The sequence below is a fragment of the Flavobacterium sp. AK-301 genome, from assembly GCF_058310215.1.
The window spans coordinates 400,955-418,192 of the sequence record NZ_JBZEES010000003.1; the positions used below are offsets into that span (position 1 = coordinate 400,955).

Here is a 17,238-nt window from a genome sequence, read left to right on the forward strand (position 1 = left end):
TTAGATATGAAAATAGTTCTGATTTAAATGATTTTAGCCTGTTTTATATATTTTTATCTTGACATTCATTTTATAAAATCTCCCCCATTTTGTTATATCTTCTTTTTTAGAAGGCATAATCAGGGCTAATATATTTCGTTCCAGAGGCTCGTATGTTTTCTGAAATTCTTTAGGAGATTCATAAGTTGATATGTATAATTTATAAATGATTCCTTTCGATTTAGATCGATCAGGAAACTCTATAGTTACTGTTTCACCTTCTTTTATGCCATTTGATTGTGTAAGATGAAAATAAGCTTTTATATGTACTTTTTCAGGATTATGAATGGTTAAAACATTTTCTGTTTTATAGGATACTTCTCCATCACCTTTAAGAATTTGACCGATTACTCCGTTTATGGGTGAGAAATAACCACTGTAGAAGTCGTTATTTTGGATAGTATCATTTTCTTCTGAAGAATTATTAAATTGTAGTTGCTCTTTCTGTTGGTTCAGGTAAAGAATTTCGTCTTGTTTTAGTTGAATATTGGTTTCTAAGTTAATCCTTTGATTGGTAATCTCATCCAGTTGTGCTTTTGGATGGATATCCAGTAGAACTAAATTCAATATATTTTCTTCTTTTAATTTAGTTAGTTCTAACTTAGATCTAAGTCCTTTTAATTCTATATTACAAAAGGAAATTTCTTTTTCCAGACTTTGCAAAGAAGTTCTAAACTTTTCTTTTTTGTTACTGTTTCTCAGATAGACAGTAGCCTGATCGTCAAAATCATTTTGTTTATAATCAAAAATTAATTTGTTTTTATGTACAGAATCTCCTTCTTGAATATAGAGTTTTATGATTCGAATGTCGTGTGTAAAATTGACATCTATTTTATCCATAAAAATCTGTCCATTTCCTTCAATAACAGCAATCTTTAAAAACACAAAGCGTCCTAAAAAATAAACTATAATCAAAGCAAATATAAAATATATAACCCTGTCTGTATTTATTTTTCTCTTTTTGAATACAGGCTCTTTTAATGTTCTGATGATTGCTTCTTTTTTTTGAAATGAGAATTTTTTCATTTATATTTTTTTAGTTCATCTAATTCCTCTTCTATCCATTTATCAAGCTCTTTTGAAAATATATTGGTTTCATTCTGAATAAATATAAATTCATTCTCTTTTAATTTCTTAATAAAATCTTCGTTTTTATTCTCTGTAATAATGTGTTTTATTCCTTTAGCCTTTAGAAAGTTAATTTGTAATTCAATAGGGAATTTACTTTGTTTTTGGATAATAACATTTATTTTTCCCGTTGTGTTTTCCAGAACTAATGGTTTTGCAAAAAGAATGGTTTCGTTGCTGTTCAATGTATATAATGTCGATAAAATATGATATAGTTCTTTTTTTATTTGTAAGATGTTTTCAAGTACTTCAAACTTTTGTTTTAAAATATTTAAAAGAGTCAATCCGGAGTTATTGTTATTGAATTCCTGTTTTAAGATATTAATTACTCTTTCCTGTTCCGTTAATAATTGCCATATTTTGTACTGCGTATTTATGTCCCGTATTTTTTCACGATATTGGCTGATATTGGTCAGTATATCATTTTGATCAATAAGATATTCCTTTTGAAACTGATTTTTCAGGATAGATGTTTTAGTTTGTAGGATTTCTTTTTTATAGTCATTCCTTAAAGGAAGCTTAAATCGAAATCCTGCAATAGTATAATCTGCTATGTTGTGTTGTGATGATTGCCGAATATTATAATTAATGTAAAAGGATAATTCAGCTTTATTTTCAAATTTATTTTCTAATTCAATATTGTTCTTTAAAATTTTTTCTCTTTCATTTTGATTATAAGTTGGATGTAAGCTATCAATTATAATTTCAACAAGAGGAAGTTCCTTTTCAGGAAAAGACTGAGTCACACTATCTTTAGTTTGAATGTTAAATGCTTTCAGATTATTAATTTCAGTTGTAACAATAGTAAGTGCATTTCCTGTTTCGATAATAAGATTTCGGTTGATTACCTTTTTGAAGTACAAGAGATTTAGTAAATCAAAATATTTTTCAAGAAATATTTTTTTCTCTATAAAAAGAGTTAGCAACTCTTGGTTTATACTGAAATTATAACTTAATCTAAATTGTTTTATCCAGGATTCCTTATCGTATCTGATCTTTTCTATTTGAAGAGCTGTTTTTTCGTTTTCTATTTGTTTGACTTTGTTTTTATTATATAAAAAGCCACTATTTAAGAGCCGCCATTCTAGTTCAGTGTCTAATCGGGATATTTGAGTGTCTTCAAGGTCATTGTTGAAAGCTGTCCCAAAAAGATACATCCCCCTTACCTTTAATTCTAGTCCAAGATCATTTTTATATCTTTTAATTTCCCATTTCTTTATATCTATTGCCGGATCTGTAATAATATCTGAATCTGTAATTGAAATTAAATTCTTTAATGGATAATTAGGTTGATTTTTAGGGAAATTTAGTTTAGGTGAAGTCTTTTCTATTAGAAATTCCGTTTGTTTTATTAAATCACTAAATCCTTGCTCCTGAGCTTGTAGAGTATAGAGACTGGAAAACAAGAATAGAAAACAAGAGTTAAAAATAGTCATATTTAATAGGGGATTTAAAATACAATTCTTTATACTTTGATGTGACATTCTGGCTCTCTTCAAATGTAGTTAAAATTTCTCTATTTTATTAAATATATTTTAATAAATTATATTTATATATATAATATTTGATTAATTTAAGTTAAATTTACAGACTACAAGTTATGATCGTTTATGTGGGATTGAATATTTGCTATTGTAAGTAAAAAATAAATAGTTATGGTGTATTCAAATTTGTATACTATTTTCCCGGAATATATGAAGTATTGGAGTATAGTAGGTTATGATAAATTCATTCAGGTCTTTTGGTATTTTATTTATTTTGAATTTACACGGTATATTTTAATTGATTATATAGTAGCTTTCATATACAAGATAAATAATAAGAAGAGGAAAATTATTTTTGAAACAGCAAGACAAAAATTAAAAAATGAAAACCCATTTGTATCCATTATTATTCCTGGTAAAAATGAAGGAAAACATTTGTATAAACTGACAAAGTCATTAAAAGAACAAACATTTAAAAACTTTGAGACTATTATAGTAGACGATGGTTCAGACGATGACACCCCTATAATTGGTAAGAATCTGGAAAAATTAGGTTTGATCAGTCGTTTCATTCGAAATGACATGAGGGGAGGAAAAGCATCAGCAGCGAATATTGCTTTATGTTTCAGTAAAGGAAAATATGTTATACACTTAGATGCAGATTGTTCTTTTGACAGATCAGCGATAGAAAAGATCTTAATACCTTTTTATACAGACGATTCAATAGCTGCAGTTGGAGGTAACGTAAAAGTAAGAAACTATAAGACTAGTTTGTGTGCAAAGCTACAAGCCATAGAATATCTCAAAACAATATCAGTAGGGCGTATCATTACATCCTATTTGGGAATATATAAGATTATTTCAGGTGCTTTCGGAGCATTTAAAAAAGAAGTTATAGAAAACATCGGAGGTTGGGATGTAGGTCCTGGTTTAGACGGAGATATAACAGTAAAGATCCGAAAATCAGGATATAAAGTTGTTTTTGCAGAAAATGCAATTTGTTTAACAAGTGTACCCGCTAATTTTAAAATACTTACCAAACAAAGATTAAGATGGGATAAATCAATTATTCGATTTCGTGTACGAAAACACAAAGACGTTTATTTTCCAAATGCAAATTTTAGATGGAGTACCTTTTTTGCTTTAGCCGAGAATGTATTTTACAACGTGGTACTTGATGCAATATGGTTGATATATGTACTTGATATGATTATTAATTACAACAGTTCATTAGAGTTTATTATAAAGATGAATTTTACACTATACTTTGTAATGAGTTTTGTGCAAATGATACCCGTTTATATTTTTTCAGAGCGTAGAAAAGAAGAGCTCTATCTCTGGCGTTACATTCCTTTAATGTTACTATATACCGGAGTTTATCTTAGAATCGTGCGATCAATAGCCTATTATAAAGAATTCTTTTTTAAACAATCGTTCAATGATCCCTGGAATCCGTATAAATCCTCCATTCAGGCTAAAAGACATGGGTTATAATCATTTTTGATTTAAGATAAAAAAAAGAGAACAACATAGAAGATTATTGTGTTGAGTATTAATCAAATAGTTTTTCGGAAAAAAGAGATGTAATTTTGTTAATTTATAAATGTAAGAGTAGTCAAAATTCTTTTGCGTTTATATTTTTCATTACTTTACGTAATCATTACAAGAATATAAATTTTAGGTACCATGAAAGCTAGAGCTACTTTAAAACAAATAGCAAAGGAATTAAACGTTTCAATATCCACAGTATCCAAAGCTTTAAGTAATAGTCCGGAAATTAGTGAGCCAACAAAGAAAAAAATTCAGGAGTTTGCAAAACTGAAGCACTATAAGCCAAATAACATGGCTATAAACCTTAAAAATAGGCGTACTAAAACAATAGGCGTTATTATTCCAAATATTTTAAATTCATTTTTTGCAAAAGTGTTTAGTGGAATTGAAAAAGCAGCAAATGAAAAAGGATACAATGTAATTACTTGTATATCAAATGAGTCATACGAAAAAGAAGTGTATACATTAGATATGTTAAGCAATGGTACTATAGACGGATTTATTCTTTCCATTGCCGAAGAGACACAAAAAAAACAAGAGTTCAAACATTTTGAAGACATTATAAAAGGAGGTGTTCCCATTGTAATGTTTGACAGAATCTCAGAAGAAGTTAACTGTGATAAAGTAATCGTAGATGATTTTGATTCCGCTGTTCATGCAACACAATATTTAATAGATCTGAAATGTAAAAATATAGCTCTGTTATCTACCATTGATAATTTAAGTGTTGGAAAACTAAGGTATAAAGGATATCTGAAAGCTTTTGAAATCAACAAATTAAAAGTAAATACCGATCTGATCCTTACAACAGATTCAGAAGAAGATTTCGACAAACGTATTATTGAATTGTTTAATAATCACTCGATAGACGGTATTTATGCAATCGACGAGCATGCCTCCGTACATGCAATGAAAACAGCAATTAAAAGAGGAATTAAAATTCCGGAAGAATTAAGTATGATTGGAGTAGCAGACGGTTTGTGGTCCCGCAGAATGACGCCTTCTTTGTCTACAGTCAGTCAACATGGGATTAAAATAGGAAAAGCAGCAGTTGAAAAATTAATTGAAAAACTAGAAAACAAAGAAGAAGAATATACTTACAGCACTACTGTTATAAAAACAGAATTAAGAAAAAGAGACTCTACAAGAAAAATATAATTTTTTTTAGATTGTTCGATTGTTTGATTTTTAGACTATTCGAAGAGAGTCTTTGTGAAGTTGAAAACTTTACAAAGACTCTAAATGAGCCATCGAGCCATCCAATTATCGAATAATCATTTAATGAGCAACCAACCAGTTTTCACCTTGTCCTAAATCTACGATTAAAGGAACATCCAGTTTAAAAGCATTTTCCATTTCTTCTTTTATCATTGGTTTAATGTACTCTAATTCAATGTTATAAATGTCAAATACAAGCTCATCATGCACCTGAAGTAACATTTTACTTTTTAGATTTTCATTAAGCAAACGATTATGAATATTAATCATTGCTATTTTAATAATATCAGCCGCACTTCCCTGAATAGGAGCATTAACAGCATTCCTTTCAGCAGCCCCACGAACTACAGCGTTCTGAGAATTGATATCCTTTAAATAGCGTCTTCTGCCCAGGATTGTCTGTACATATCCATGTTCCCTTGCAGATTCGATCTGTTCCTGAATATATTCCTTTAATCTTGGATAAGTTTTATAATAAGCATCAATCAGTTCTTTTGATTCCGATCTGGAAAGAGATGTCTGATTACTTAATCCAAAAGCAGATACACCATAAATAATTCCGAAGTTAACCGTTTTAGCATGGCTTCTCTGTTCTCTAGTTACCTCGTTCAGAGGAATATTGAATACCTTAGCCGCAGTAGAAGCGTGAATATCCTCTCCTTTCTGGAAAGAAGCAATCATTTCCGGATCACCACTTAGAGCAGCAATAACACGTAACTCAATCTGAGAGTAATCTGCTGAAACAAGAGTATAGTTTTCATCCCTTGCGACAAAAGCTTTTCTGATTTGTCTTCCTCTTTCCGTACGAATAGGAATATTCTGTAAGTTAGGGTTATTAGAACTTAAACGACCGGTAGCAGCAACAGTCTGCATATAGTCAGTGTGAACCCTTTTTGTTTTAGGATCTACCTGAGTAGGCAGAGCATCTACATAAGTATTTTGTAATTTGATTAAAGAACGCCAGTCCAGAATATCACTTACAATCTGATGTTCCGTTGCTAAATAAGAAAGAACTTCTTCCCCCGTTGCATATTGCCCTGTTTTTGTTTTTTTCTGTTTATTTCCTCCGATTTTTAATTTATCAAAGAGAATATCACCTAATTGTTTTGGAGAAGCTAAATTGAAACTTTCCCCCGCAGTCTCATATATTTTCTGTTCCAGTGATTTGATATCGTTATCCAGAGCTTGGGAAAGAGATTTAAGGAAGTCAACATCTAAACGAATACCCTCAGTTTCCATATCTGCTAATACAGAAACCAATGGGATTTCAATTTCATCAAATAATTTTTTAGTACCCGTATTATCTAATTCAGTACTAAAAAATTCTTTTAACTGAAACGTAATATCAGCATCCTCAGCAGCATATTCTTTTATGTCTTCCAAAGAAATATCACGCATTGATTTTTGATTTTTCCCTTTTTTACCAATAAGAGTTTCAATAGGTTTAGGAGAATATTGCAAATAAGTTTCCGCAAGAATATCCATTCCGTGACGCATATCAGGATTTATCAGATAATGAGCAATCATGGTGTCAAATAGTTTTCCTTTAACCTGAATATTATAATTAGATAATATTTTCAGATCGTATTTCAGATTCTGACCGATTTTCTCAATAGATTCAGATTCAAAAAACGGAATAAATTTTTCAATTAATAGTTGAGCTTCCTTCTGGTTTTCAGGAAAGGGGATATAAAATCCTTTCCCTTTTTCCCAACTAAAAGCAATCCCGACCAGTTCGGCGTGTAAAGCGTTCAGACCTGTTGTTTCAGTATCAAAACAGACACTTTCCTGTTTTAGCATGTTATCCAGAAGTAGTTTGATTGCAAAATCTCCCTGAATAATCTGATAAAAATGTTCTGTATTATCTAAAGTTTTATAAAAACTGGTATGTGTTTCTTCTGAAGAGCCAACTGTAATATCATTACCAAAAAGAGAAAACTGTTCCTCATTCTTTTTTGCTGTTTTTGTTGTGACAGGGTTTTGAGAAGCCAGTTCATCAGAAGTTTTGAACAGATTATCAAATTGTTCAGCCATTCTTCGGAATTCCAGCTCCTGGAAGATAGCATCCACTTTTTCTATATCCGGTCTGGAAAGTTCATAATCTTTTTCATTAAACGTTACATCACAATCCAGTAAAATAGTAGCCAGTTTCTTTGAAAGAATTCCTTTTTCAGCATTTGCTTCAATATTTTCTTTCATTTTCCCTTTCAGTTCATGAGTATTCGCCAAAAGGTTTTCCATACTGCCATATTCCTTTAATAGTTTTTTAGCCGTTTTATCCCCAACTCCGGGAAGTCCCGGAATATTATCTACAGCATCACCCATCATTCCCAGAAAATCAATTACCTGTTCAGGTCGTTCAATCTCAAATTTAGCCAGAACTTCCGGAACACCCCATATTTCAATTCCATTGCCCATTCGGGCCGGTTTATACATGAAGATATTTTCAGAAACCAGTTGAGCAAAGTCTTTATCAGGAGTTACCATAAAAACCTGATAACCTTCTTTTTCAGCTTGTTTAGAAAGAGTTCCTATTAAGTCGTCAGCCTCGCAACCCGGCATTTCAATCACCGGAATATGCATTGCTCTCAAAAGTTCCTGAATATAAGGAACAGCAATACTGATTGCTTCCGGCGTAGCATCACGATTTGCTTTATAAGCAGGGAACATTTCACTTCTCACAACACTTCCTCCTTTATCAAAAGCAACAGCTAGATGATCCGGTTTCTCTCTTCGGATAACATCCAGTAAAGAATTCATGAATCCCATTATTGCTGATGTATCCATTCCTTTTGAATTGATTCTTGGGTTCTTGATAAAAGCATAATAACCGCGAAAAATAAGAGCGTAAGCATCAAGAAGGAAAAGACGTTTCTGTTGTGACATGATAATTGTTTTTATATAGCTTTCAAAATTACAAACTTAAATAAGAAGAAAAAAGAAAGATATTAAAGTTCCGGATTTAAAGTTTAAGGTTTAACGTTTTCATCCAACTTTAAACTTTAAACAAAGTAACTTTAAATCGTTAAAGTTCTTTAAATAAGAATGATTTAGTATTTCTTTCTTCGTTTCTTTGTTATAGAATTTTATTAAAAATTAATATGCGTTGGATTTTTATTTGTTGTTTATTGCTTATTGTTGAAATTTATGCTTTTCAGGCATTTAAGACAGTACTTAAAGGAAATTGGGTTTTATATTGTTATGAAATTATAAGCTTATTAATCATCTTTTATATCGTTTATTCCTTTACACAATTTGACAGAACTTTAGGACAGACCCAAAAAACGCTATTTACAATGGGTTTACTTTTTGTTACTTTAGCGCCTAAGATAATGCTGACTTTGATTTTGTTTGGAGAAGATATTTACAGAGTATTCATAGGATCAGCTCATTATTTATTTAGTAAAAACACAACAGAATCTGTTCTTCCTGAAAGAAGAAAATTTATAAGCCAAATAGCTTTAGCACTAGCAGCTATTCCTTTCACATCTGTATTATATGGTATTTTTGTAGGGAAATATAATTTTAAAGTTATAAAGCAGACTATATTCTTTAAAGATTTACCAGATACATTTGACGGTTTTAAAATTACACAGATATCAGATATTCATAGCGGAAGTTTCGATGATCCGGAAAAGATTGAATACGCAATTGATCTGATTAACGATCAGGAATCAGATATAATCCTTTTTACAGGTGATATTGTCAATACACGAGCTTCCGAAATGATACCATGGATTAAAACATTTAAAAAAATTAGAAAACCAGAATACGGGAAATATTCTGTATTAGGAAATCATGATTACGGAGAATATATTACCTGGCCTTCAGAAAGAGAAAAACAGAATAATTTTGAAGAAATTAAAGATCTGCATCGTCAGATAGATTTTAAATTATTATTAAATGAACATATCTTTATACATAAAGGAGGAGATTCAATGGCATTAGTAGGAGTAGAAAATTGGGGTCATAATTTTAAAAAAGCAGGAGATCTGAATAAAGCAGTGAATGGTTTAGATAAATCTGATTTTAAAATTTTAATGAGTCATGATCCGTCTCATTGGGAACATGAAGTAAAGAATCATCCTAAAAACATTCAGTTAACATTAAGCGGACACACACACGGATTACAATTTGGAGTTGAAATCCCCGGTATTTTTAAGTGGAGTCCCATTCAGTATGTATACAAACACTGGGCAGGATTATACAAAGAATTAGGCAGATATTTATATGTAAACAGAGGATTTGGTTTTCATGCTTATCCGGGAAGAGTCGGAATTTGGCCTGAAATAACAGTATTAGAACTAAAAAAAGAGAAAAATGTAGTGTAATTCGTTAAATATGCTAAATTTGTAATATAACATTTGAAAAAGTAATCAGGCTTTAAAGTCAATAAAATTTCTACTATGTCAAAATTTGGAGAACTTATCAACGGAAAAATCCCTGTATTGATTGATTTTTTTACAGAGTGGAATGAGTCGTCAGTATCCATGCATCTTGTCATTAGAGATGTCGCAGCAGCCTTAGGTGATAAGGCAAAAGTGATTAAAATAGACGTAGATAAAAATCAGGAACTGGCAGACGCACTCAGAATTAAAAATGTTCCTACTTTAATGATTTATAAAGATGGACAGATGATATGGAGACAATCCGGAGAGTTAGATGCAAATTCGATTATCAGTATCGTTAAAGATAACTGTTAATCAATAATCCCAAATTGGAATCCTTTCTTGCTAAGAAATTTTAAAGTTCTTGGTAAAGCAAACTGCATATTTTTAGAAGCCTTAATACTGTCATGAAATATGATAATACTTCCTGGTTTGACATTATCAATAACATTTGTTAAACATTTTTCTGGACTGATATTCTTATCATAGTCAGCGCTCAGTACATCCCACATAATAATTTTATATCCTGATCTTCTTAATTTTTTAGATTGAGAAAGTTTTATTTTGCCATAAGGAGGGCGGAATAATTTTTGATAGAACTTAGGTGTTTTATTATAAATAAGAAATTGTTCCTCTATTAGTTTTTCAGTTTGATATATGTCATCCAAATATTGATTGGTAGTTGTTTTCCATCCTTTTAAATGATTAAAAGTATGATTACCTATCGAATGCCCATCCTCTAATAGTTTCGAAAAAAGAACGGGGTTATTGTGGATGTTTTTTCCAATGCAGAAAAAAGTAGCTTTAGCATTGTAGCTTTTGAGTGTTGATAAAATCCATTCCGTAATTTCAGAAGTAGGACCATCATCAAAAGTCAGGTATATTGTTTTTTCATCATTAGGTATATCCCAAACATATTTAGAAAATAGTTTCTTGATAAATAAGTTTGTTTTAATCCAATAGAAATTCATAGCTTGTCGTATCTAAAAAAAGAGCCAATTTAAATTCAGATTTAAATTGGCTCCTGTGTATATTAAGTGTTATTCATTTTTACGTCCGAAACGCTCAAACATTTTATTATAGTTATTGAAGATAGGTTTGTTTTTGTTATAAAACTCTTCATCTCCTCTGTCTTTCATAGCTAACAGAAGACTTCTGTATCTCTCAATATCAGTAGCAATTTCCATATAATAAGTGTTTTGCTCCGATGATTTTAAGCTACTGTAATAGGTTAGGTCTTCCTGATATTTAGTAATCAGTTTAGATAAGACGTTTCTTGCTTTTTCTTTTTCACCAATCTCATAATAACCACCAGCAAAAGGTTCTACCAAAGTATAATAGTCGAAGTAATCAATAGGCATTTTTGTCATAGCCAGATCAATTATTGTTTTAGCTTTCTCTTTTTTACCCTCATTAATTAATCTTTCCATTAATCTGGCAAGGTTAGTTCGGTATGAGATACTGTTTTTTCTGGTTTCAGGGTCATGATAAACTTTTGGACTTTCGCTATTACCCCAATCCCATTTCATTACAATATCATACATTTTATCAGTATCAATATCTCCCATATCAAGAGGGCTTCCGTTTTTAGGTATCGGAGTTTTTACAGGAACTAATTTATAAGTCATTCCCTGTAGCTGAAGATAATCTTTCATCCAGATATAATCATCATCACCAAAACTTCCTCCTGTAAACTGAATAGGTCTTTCCCAGTTATTATTTGCAATGATATCAAGCATCATTAGTCTGTTTTTGTATAAAGCCCCTCCCTTAATATCTACATCAATAAAAGGAACAATAGAATCATAGTATTTTGTGTTTACTACTTTATTCTTGATTACCGCATCCTTGTCAATAGGAATTCGAATTTTATTTGTTGGATAAAAATGAATTTTCTGTCCGTTTCTCATTTCAACAATAGTCTGAGGATCTTCACTTGCCAGAAAACGAATGAAATCTTTAATATCCCATCGATTTTCCGTTTTTTGTTGGTACAGCATATAATCTCTCGTTCCTTGTACATATTGATCGTGTGTAAATGAAATAGGTAAAGGTTCAGACTCATATGCTTTACTCTTCATCTGATCAATGTACCAATCTGTCATGAAGAGTTGTGTATTTACAATTCGAACATCAGTTCTGTAATTCTCTATTTCCTGAGCATACCATAACGGGAAAGTATCATTATCTCCGATAGTGTATAAAATGGCATTTTTATCACAGGAATCAAGATAAGCCTTAGCCATGGCAATAGCAGTATATCTTCCTGAACGATCATGATCATTCCAGTTTTTTGCACCCATTAATACAGGAGTGGCAAGAAGGCAGATAGTAATTACAGCAGGTCCGGCTATTTTTGGTTGAATGTATTTTTTTAGTCCGTCATAAATGGCATATACTCCAAAACCGATCCACATAGCAAAAACATAGAAAGAACCAACCAGAGCATAATCCCTTTCACGAGGCTCAAAAGGTCTTTCGTTGAGGTATATCTTTAAAGCAATTCCTGTAAATAAGAACAAAGCTAATAGTACATAAAAACTTTTCAAATCTTTTTTAGCATGATAAAATAAACCAATTATGCCCAGTATAAAGGGTAAGAAATAATAAGTGTTTCTTCCTTTATTGTTTAACATATCTGAACTCAGGTTATCCTGAGAACCTAATCGGATTTCATCAAAAAATTTAATTCCGCTTAACCAGTTACCATTATTATCATATTTACCCTGAATATCATTCTGACGACCGGTAAAATTCCACATTAAGTATCTCCAGTACATATAGCCAAACTGATATTCCACCATGAATTTCATATTATCACTGAAAGTTGGTTTATCAATAATCAGATAGTCGCCATATGTTTTTAAGAAATTATTATATTCTGCAATATCCAGTTGCCCTGAATCATAAGCTCCTCTAAATTGAGAAACGATATCAACCAGTTGTTTTTCATGTGAATATTCCGGATTAATTCTGAAATTTAATACATTCGTAAAACGCATATAATTTTCTGCATGATCAGAACTCCACATTCGTGGTAAGAAAGCTTTATGATCATCACTCGTATTTTGTTTTGCGTTTTTATAATTGTTTACAATAACATATTTTCCTGTTTTGTAATTTCTTTCATAATTGGGTTTTTCATCAGAAAAAGGATTGTTAGGATCTAATCCTGCATAAGAATCTGAAAACTGCGGACCATAAAATAATGGATTACTTCCATATTGTTCTCTGTTGTAATATGCTAAAACCTCACTGGCATCAGAAGGTCTATTTTCATTAATTACCACATTAGCATTAGACCGTATAGGTAACATCATCCATGTAGAGAATCCGATAAATATGAAAATAATGCATAAAATCAAAGTGTTCAGTTGCACATACCCTTTGTTCTTTGTGTATTTTAAACCAAAATAAAATAAAACAATAAATAACAAAGCAACAAATATAGTTCCTGAATTGAATGGTAATCCAAAGTTATTAACCATAAATATTTCAGCTTTACCAAAGAAAGACATGGTTAAAGGAAGCAGTAATAAGAAAATAAATAAAAGAATTGCTACAACTACCAAATTAGCAATAATAAAGTTTTTTACAGTAACCGTTTTATAATGTTTAAAGAAATATAAATAACCGATAGCCGGAATAGTAAGTAGTGCCATAAAATGAACACCGAAAGATAAGCCTATTACCAGAGAGATCACTAATAACCATTTGTTTCCTCTTGGTGTATCCATATCCTGTTCCCAACGTAGTCCCAGCCATAATAAAATAGCTATAAATAGAGAAGCCATAGCATATACTTCCGCTTCAAGAGCATTAAACCAGAAACTATCAGAATAAGTGTAAGCAAGAGAGCCGACAAATGCACTCCCTAGTATTACTATTGCATTACTATTATTGATTTCAGAAAACTGAGAAATAAGTTTCTTTAATAGTATAGTCATTGACCAAAACATAAATAAAATGGTAAAAGCACTTGAAAAAACAGATACCATATTAACCATTAGAGCCACTTTAGAAGCATCTGTAGCAAACATGGCAAAGAAAGCACCTACCATTTGAAATAAAGGAGCTCCAGGTGGATGTCCTACTTCAAGTTTGGCAGCCGTTGCTATATATTCTCCACAATCCCAGAAACTTAATGTAGGTTCAACTGTAAGCGTATAGGTGATTAATGCAACTGCAAAAGTAAACCAACCTAAAATTGTATTCCATTTATTAAAATTGAAAGTCACCATGTTCTTTTATCAAGTTTATTATAAGTTTTGATTCACAAAGAAAAAGCTTTTTGTTCAAAGAAATACAGAAAAGACCATTTTTAATATTTTTTTTGGTAAAAGTTTGGATAGGTAAAAAAAAGTGCTAAATTTGCACCCGCATTCAAGTACTGATGGTCTATGGTGTAATGGTAACACAACTGTTTTTGGTGCAGTCTTTCAAGGTTCGAGTCCTTGTAGACCAACAGAAAAACCTCTCTTAACAGAGAGGTTTTTTATTTGGAAAAGAACATACCGGTTTTTAATCTTTTGTAAATTATTAAAAATTTGTAGATTTGTATGTAGTTATTGGCCTATGGTGTAATGGTAACACAACTGTTTTTGGTGCAGTCTTTCAAGGTTCGAGTCCTTGTAGGCCAACAAAAAAGTCCTTTCAGATTCTCTGAAAGGACTTTTTTCTTTAGTTTTAAGGATGTTATATCTTAAAAGTAATAACAGGTTTTTGTGTGTGATTGACCAAATCCTCACTTATACTTCCGTTAAAAAAATGATTCAGACCCTTTCTTCCATGTGTACCCATTGCAATTAGATCAGCTTTAATTTTATCAGCAAAATTTAATATGCCCATTTCTATATTGATATCATTATAGAAATGTAACGAATAAAGATCAGAAGGTAAATTTAAGTCTTTAACAAAATTATTCATTAACTTTTCTGCTTCAGAAGTGGATTTAAACTCATTTGGAGTGTTTACCAGTAATAGGTTTAAATGAGCGTCAAGTACCATGGCAAAATGAATTGCTTTTTTGAAAGAGTTTTTTGTCTTTTCTGAAAAATCAGAAGCTAATACAATATTTTTAGTAGAAGAAATATCATAATGATCTTTGACTACTAATACAGGGATTTCAGATGTTCTGATTACCTTTTCAGTGTTTGAGCCGATAAACATTTCTTCCAGTCCGCTGGAGCCTTGAGATCCCATGACAATAAGATCAATATCTTGTTTCTTGCTGAATTCCATAATACCTTCAAAAGCTCTCTGAAACTGAACAGCTTCAGTAACAGGTATTCCTTTTAGAAAATCCTGGTTTTTTATTTCATTAAATTTTTCATGTGCTTTTTTCATGAAAAATAAAACTTCAGGAATAGAATTTCCTTTATCAATTGCATCGTTCAATTGATTAGGGAGTTCCAGCATATGTAGTAAAAATATTTCGCTTTCATTTTTCTTTGCGATTTGTGAGGCGACTTCCAAAGCATACTCAGCATGTTTTGAAAAATCTGTAGGGATTAGTATTTTTTTCATGGGGTTATGGTTATAAGTTATTGTGTGATAAAAAGTTTATTCGTTGCTAAATAAAGATAAGAATATATTTTAACACGACATAATGATTTTCTATATATAAAAAAATCACTATATTTGCATCGTTATTTATTAAAATCTAAATAATGAGGGGACTATGGTCCCCTCTTTTTATAAAAATATGACATTTAAAGAAAAAGTGAATGAACTGCTGGTAGCAGCGTTAGAAGAAAGACCATCAATTTTTTTAATTGATTTTACTATTACAGATAGTAATAAGATAATTGTAACTTTAGATGGTGATAGCGGAATTACTTTACAAGATTGCATAGATGTGAGTAGAGCGATAGAGCATAATTTAGATCGTGAAGAGAACGATTTTAGCCTCGAAGTTGCATCAGCAGGCTTATCTACTCCTTTAAGAATTGTTAGACAATATAGAAAAAATATTGGTAGAAAGTTGATCGTAAAAACAATGACGGAAAAAATAGAAGCTGATTTAGTTGATGCTAATGATGATTTTATTGTTGTTGAATGGACAGCCAGAGAACCTAAAAAGATAGGAAAAGGAAAAGAAACCGTTCAAAAAAGAAGGGAACTTCCTTATAGCGAAATTAAAGAAGCAATTGTTACAGTAACATTTTAATTAGAAGATTCAGCATGGAGAATATTGCATTAATTGAGTCATTTTCAGAGTTTAAAGACGATAAACTTATTGATCGTGTGACGCTTATGGCAATTTTGGAAGATGTGTTTAGGAATGCATTGAAGAAAAAATATGGTTCAGATGATAATTTCGATATTATTATAAATCCCGATAAAGGAGATATGGAAATATGGAGAAAAAGGATTGTCGTTGCAGATGAAGATCTTGATTTTGAAAATCAGGAGATTGCACTTTCTGAAGCAAGAAAAATAGAACCGGATTTTGAAATTGGAGAAGAAGTATCAGAAGAAGTAAAATTAATTGATTTAGGGAGAAGAGCGATCTTAGCTTTACGTCAGAATCTGATCGCAAAAATACATGAACATGATAATACTAATCTTTATAAGCAATTTAAAGATTTAATTGGCGATATTTACACCGCCGAAGTACATCATGTTAGACCAAGAGCTGTTATTCTTGTTGATGATGAAGGAAATGAGATCGTTTTGCCAAAAGAAAAACAGATCCCATCTGATTTTTTCAGAAAAGGAGATAACGTTAGAGGTATTATTGAGAATGTTGAGCTGAAAGGAAATAAACCTCAGATTATTATGTCCAGAACTTCAGAGAAGTTTCTGGAAAAATTATTTGAACAGGAAATTCCTGAAGTTTTTGACGGATTGATCACTGTTAAAAAAGTAGTGAGAATACCTGGAGAAAAAGCAAAAGTAGCAGTAGATTCTTATGATGACAGAATTGATCCTGTCGGAGCCTGTGTAGGTATGAAAGGTTCCCGTATTCACGGAATAGTTCGTGAATTAGGAAATGAGAATATTGATGTAATTAATTACACAACAAATATACAGTTATTCATTACCAGGGCTTTGAGTCCTGCAAAAGTCTCTTCAATTAAAATTAATGAAGAAACAAAAAGAGCCGAAGTGTTTTTGAAATTGGAAGAAGTCTCAAAAGCGATTGGTAGAGGAGGTCATAATATCAAATTAGCAGGTCAGTTGACCGGTTATGAATTAGATGTTATCAGAGAGGGTAGTTTAGTCGAAGACGAAGATGTTGAGTTAACAGAGTTTTCTGATGAAATTGAAAGTTGGGTAATTGAAGAATTCGCTAAAATTGGTTTAGATACAGCAAGAAGTATTTTAAAACATGATGTAGAGGATTTAGTAAGAAGAACAGATCTTGAAGAGGAAACTATTCTGGATGTGATAAGAATTTTGAAAGAAGAGTTTGAAGACTAATTCTT

Annotated in this window: 12 protein-coding genes and 2 tRNA genes; 8 read left to right on the top strand and 6 right to left on the bottom strand. The window is 31.1% G+C overall.

Going from position 1 to position 17,238, the window contains the following annotated elements; genetic code table 11:
- Positions 1-33: 33 nt before the first annotated feature.
- Together AC4FQX_RS07665 and AC4FQX_RS07670 are read right to left on the bottom strand one after the other, a co-directional pair.
- Positions 34-1,065, bottom strand: coding sequence for an HlyD family secretion protein (locus AC4FQX_RS07665; protein WP_491167094.1), 1,032 nt, complete (start codon positions 1,063-1,065; stop codon positions 34-36).
- A complete protein-coding gene (locus tag AC4FQX_RS07670; protein ID WP_491167095.1) occupies positions 1,062-2,603 on the bottom strand; it encodes a hypothetical protein in 1,542 nt (513 codons plus the stop codon). Before AC4FQX_RS07670 ends, AC4FQX_RS07665 begins: the two co-directional genes overlap by 4 nt.
- A 219-nt stretch (positions 2,604-2,822) precedes the next feature.
- On the opposite strand from AC4FQX_RS07670, the gene AC4FQX_RS07675 reads away from it, so the two are divergent.
- Both AC4FQX_RS07675 and AC4FQX_RS07680 read left to right on the top strand, forming a co-directional pair.
- Entirely contained in the window at positions 2,823-4,145 is a 1,323-nt protein-coding gene (locus AC4FQX_RS07675; RefSeq protein WP_491167096.1) for a glycosyltransferase family 2 protein, read from the top strand.
- Between the two features lie 192 nt (positions 4,146-4,337).
- Entirely contained in the window at positions 4,338-5,360 is a 1,023-nt protein-coding gene (locus tag AC4FQX_RS07680; RefSeq protein ID WP_491167097.1) for a LacI family DNA-binding transcriptional regulator, read from the top strand.
- A 120-nt stretch (positions 5,361-5,480) separates the two neighbouring features.
- Here AC4FQX_RS07680 and polA read toward each other — a convergent pair whose 3' ends face one another.
- Positions 5,481-8,306, bottom strand: a complete 2,826-nt coding sequence (polA, locus tag AC4FQX_RS07685) for a DNA polymerase I (RefSeq protein WP_491167098.1) — start codon at positions 8,304-8,306, stop codon at positions 5,481-5,483.
- A gap of 215 nt (positions 8,307-8,521) precedes the next feature.
- Between polA and AC4FQX_RS07690 the strand changes: the two genes are divergently transcribed.
- A complete protein-coding gene (locus AC4FQX_RS07690; protein ID WP_491167099.1) occupies positions 8,522-9,751 on the top strand; it encodes a metallophosphoesterase in 1,230 nt (409 codons plus the stop codon).
- 75 nt (positions 9,752-9,826) lie between these two features.
- Positions 9,827-10,123 carry a thioredoxin family protein gene (locus tag AC4FQX_RS07695; RefSeq protein ID WP_491167100.1) on the top strand — a complete coding sequence of 99 codons (297 nt, stop codon included), beginning with the start codon at positions 9,827-9,829 and terminating at the stop codon, positions 10,121-10,123.
- Here the strand turns inward: AC4FQX_RS07695 and AC4FQX_RS07700 are convergent.
- Together AC4FQX_RS07700 and AC4FQX_RS07705 are read right to left on the bottom strand one after the other, a co-directional pair.
- Positions 10,120-10,779 carry a polysaccharide deacetylase family protein gene (locus AC4FQX_RS07700; RefSeq protein WP_491167101.1) on the bottom strand — a complete coding sequence of 220 codons (660 nt, stop codon included), beginning with the start codon at positions 10,777-10,779 and terminating at the stop codon, positions 10,120-10,122. The genes AC4FQX_RS07695 and AC4FQX_RS07700 overlap by 4 nt on opposite strands.
- Before the next feature lie 69 nt (positions 10,780-10,848).
- Positions 10,849-14,049 carry a glycosyltransferase family 117 protein gene (locus tag AC4FQX_RS07705; protein WP_491167102.1) on the bottom strand — a complete coding sequence of 1,067 codons (3,201 nt, stop codon included), beginning with the start codon at positions 14,047-14,049 and terminating at the stop codon, positions 10,849-10,851.
- Positions 14,050-14,202: 153 nt separating this feature from the next.
- On the opposite strand from AC4FQX_RS07705, the gene AC4FQX_RS07710 reads away from it, so the two are divergent.
- Positions 14,203-14,273 (top strand) — tRNA-Gln (locus AC4FQX_RS07710).
- A gap of 104 nt (positions 14,274-14,377) precedes the next feature.
- Positions 14,378-14,448, top strand: a tRNA-Gln gene (locus AC4FQX_RS07715).
- 55 nt (positions 14,449-14,503) lie between these two features.
- Here the strand turns inward: AC4FQX_RS07715 and AC4FQX_RS07720 are convergent.
- Positions 14,504-15,334, bottom strand: coding sequence for a universal stress protein (locus AC4FQX_RS07720; protein WP_491167103.1), 831 nt, complete (start codon positions 15,332-15,334; stop codon positions 14,504-14,506).
- A gap of 178 nt (positions 15,335-15,512) precedes the next feature.
- On the opposite strand from AC4FQX_RS07720, the gene rimP reads away from it, so the two are divergent.
- Together rimP and nusA are read left to right on the top strand one after the other, a co-directional pair.
- Complete coding sequence (gene rimP / locus AC4FQX_RS07725) at positions 15,513-15,977, top strand: ribosome assembly cofactor RimP (protein WP_491167104.1); 465 nt, start codon at positions 15,513-15,515, stop codon at positions 15,975-15,977.
- Between the two features lie 14 nt (positions 15,978-15,991).
- Positions 15,992-17,233, top strand: a complete 1,242-nt coding sequence (gene nusA, locus AC4FQX_RS07730; protein ID WP_491167105.1) for a transcription termination factor NusA — start codon at positions 15,992-15,994, stop codon at positions 17,231-17,233.
- Positions 17,234-17,238: the final 5 nt, after the last annotated feature.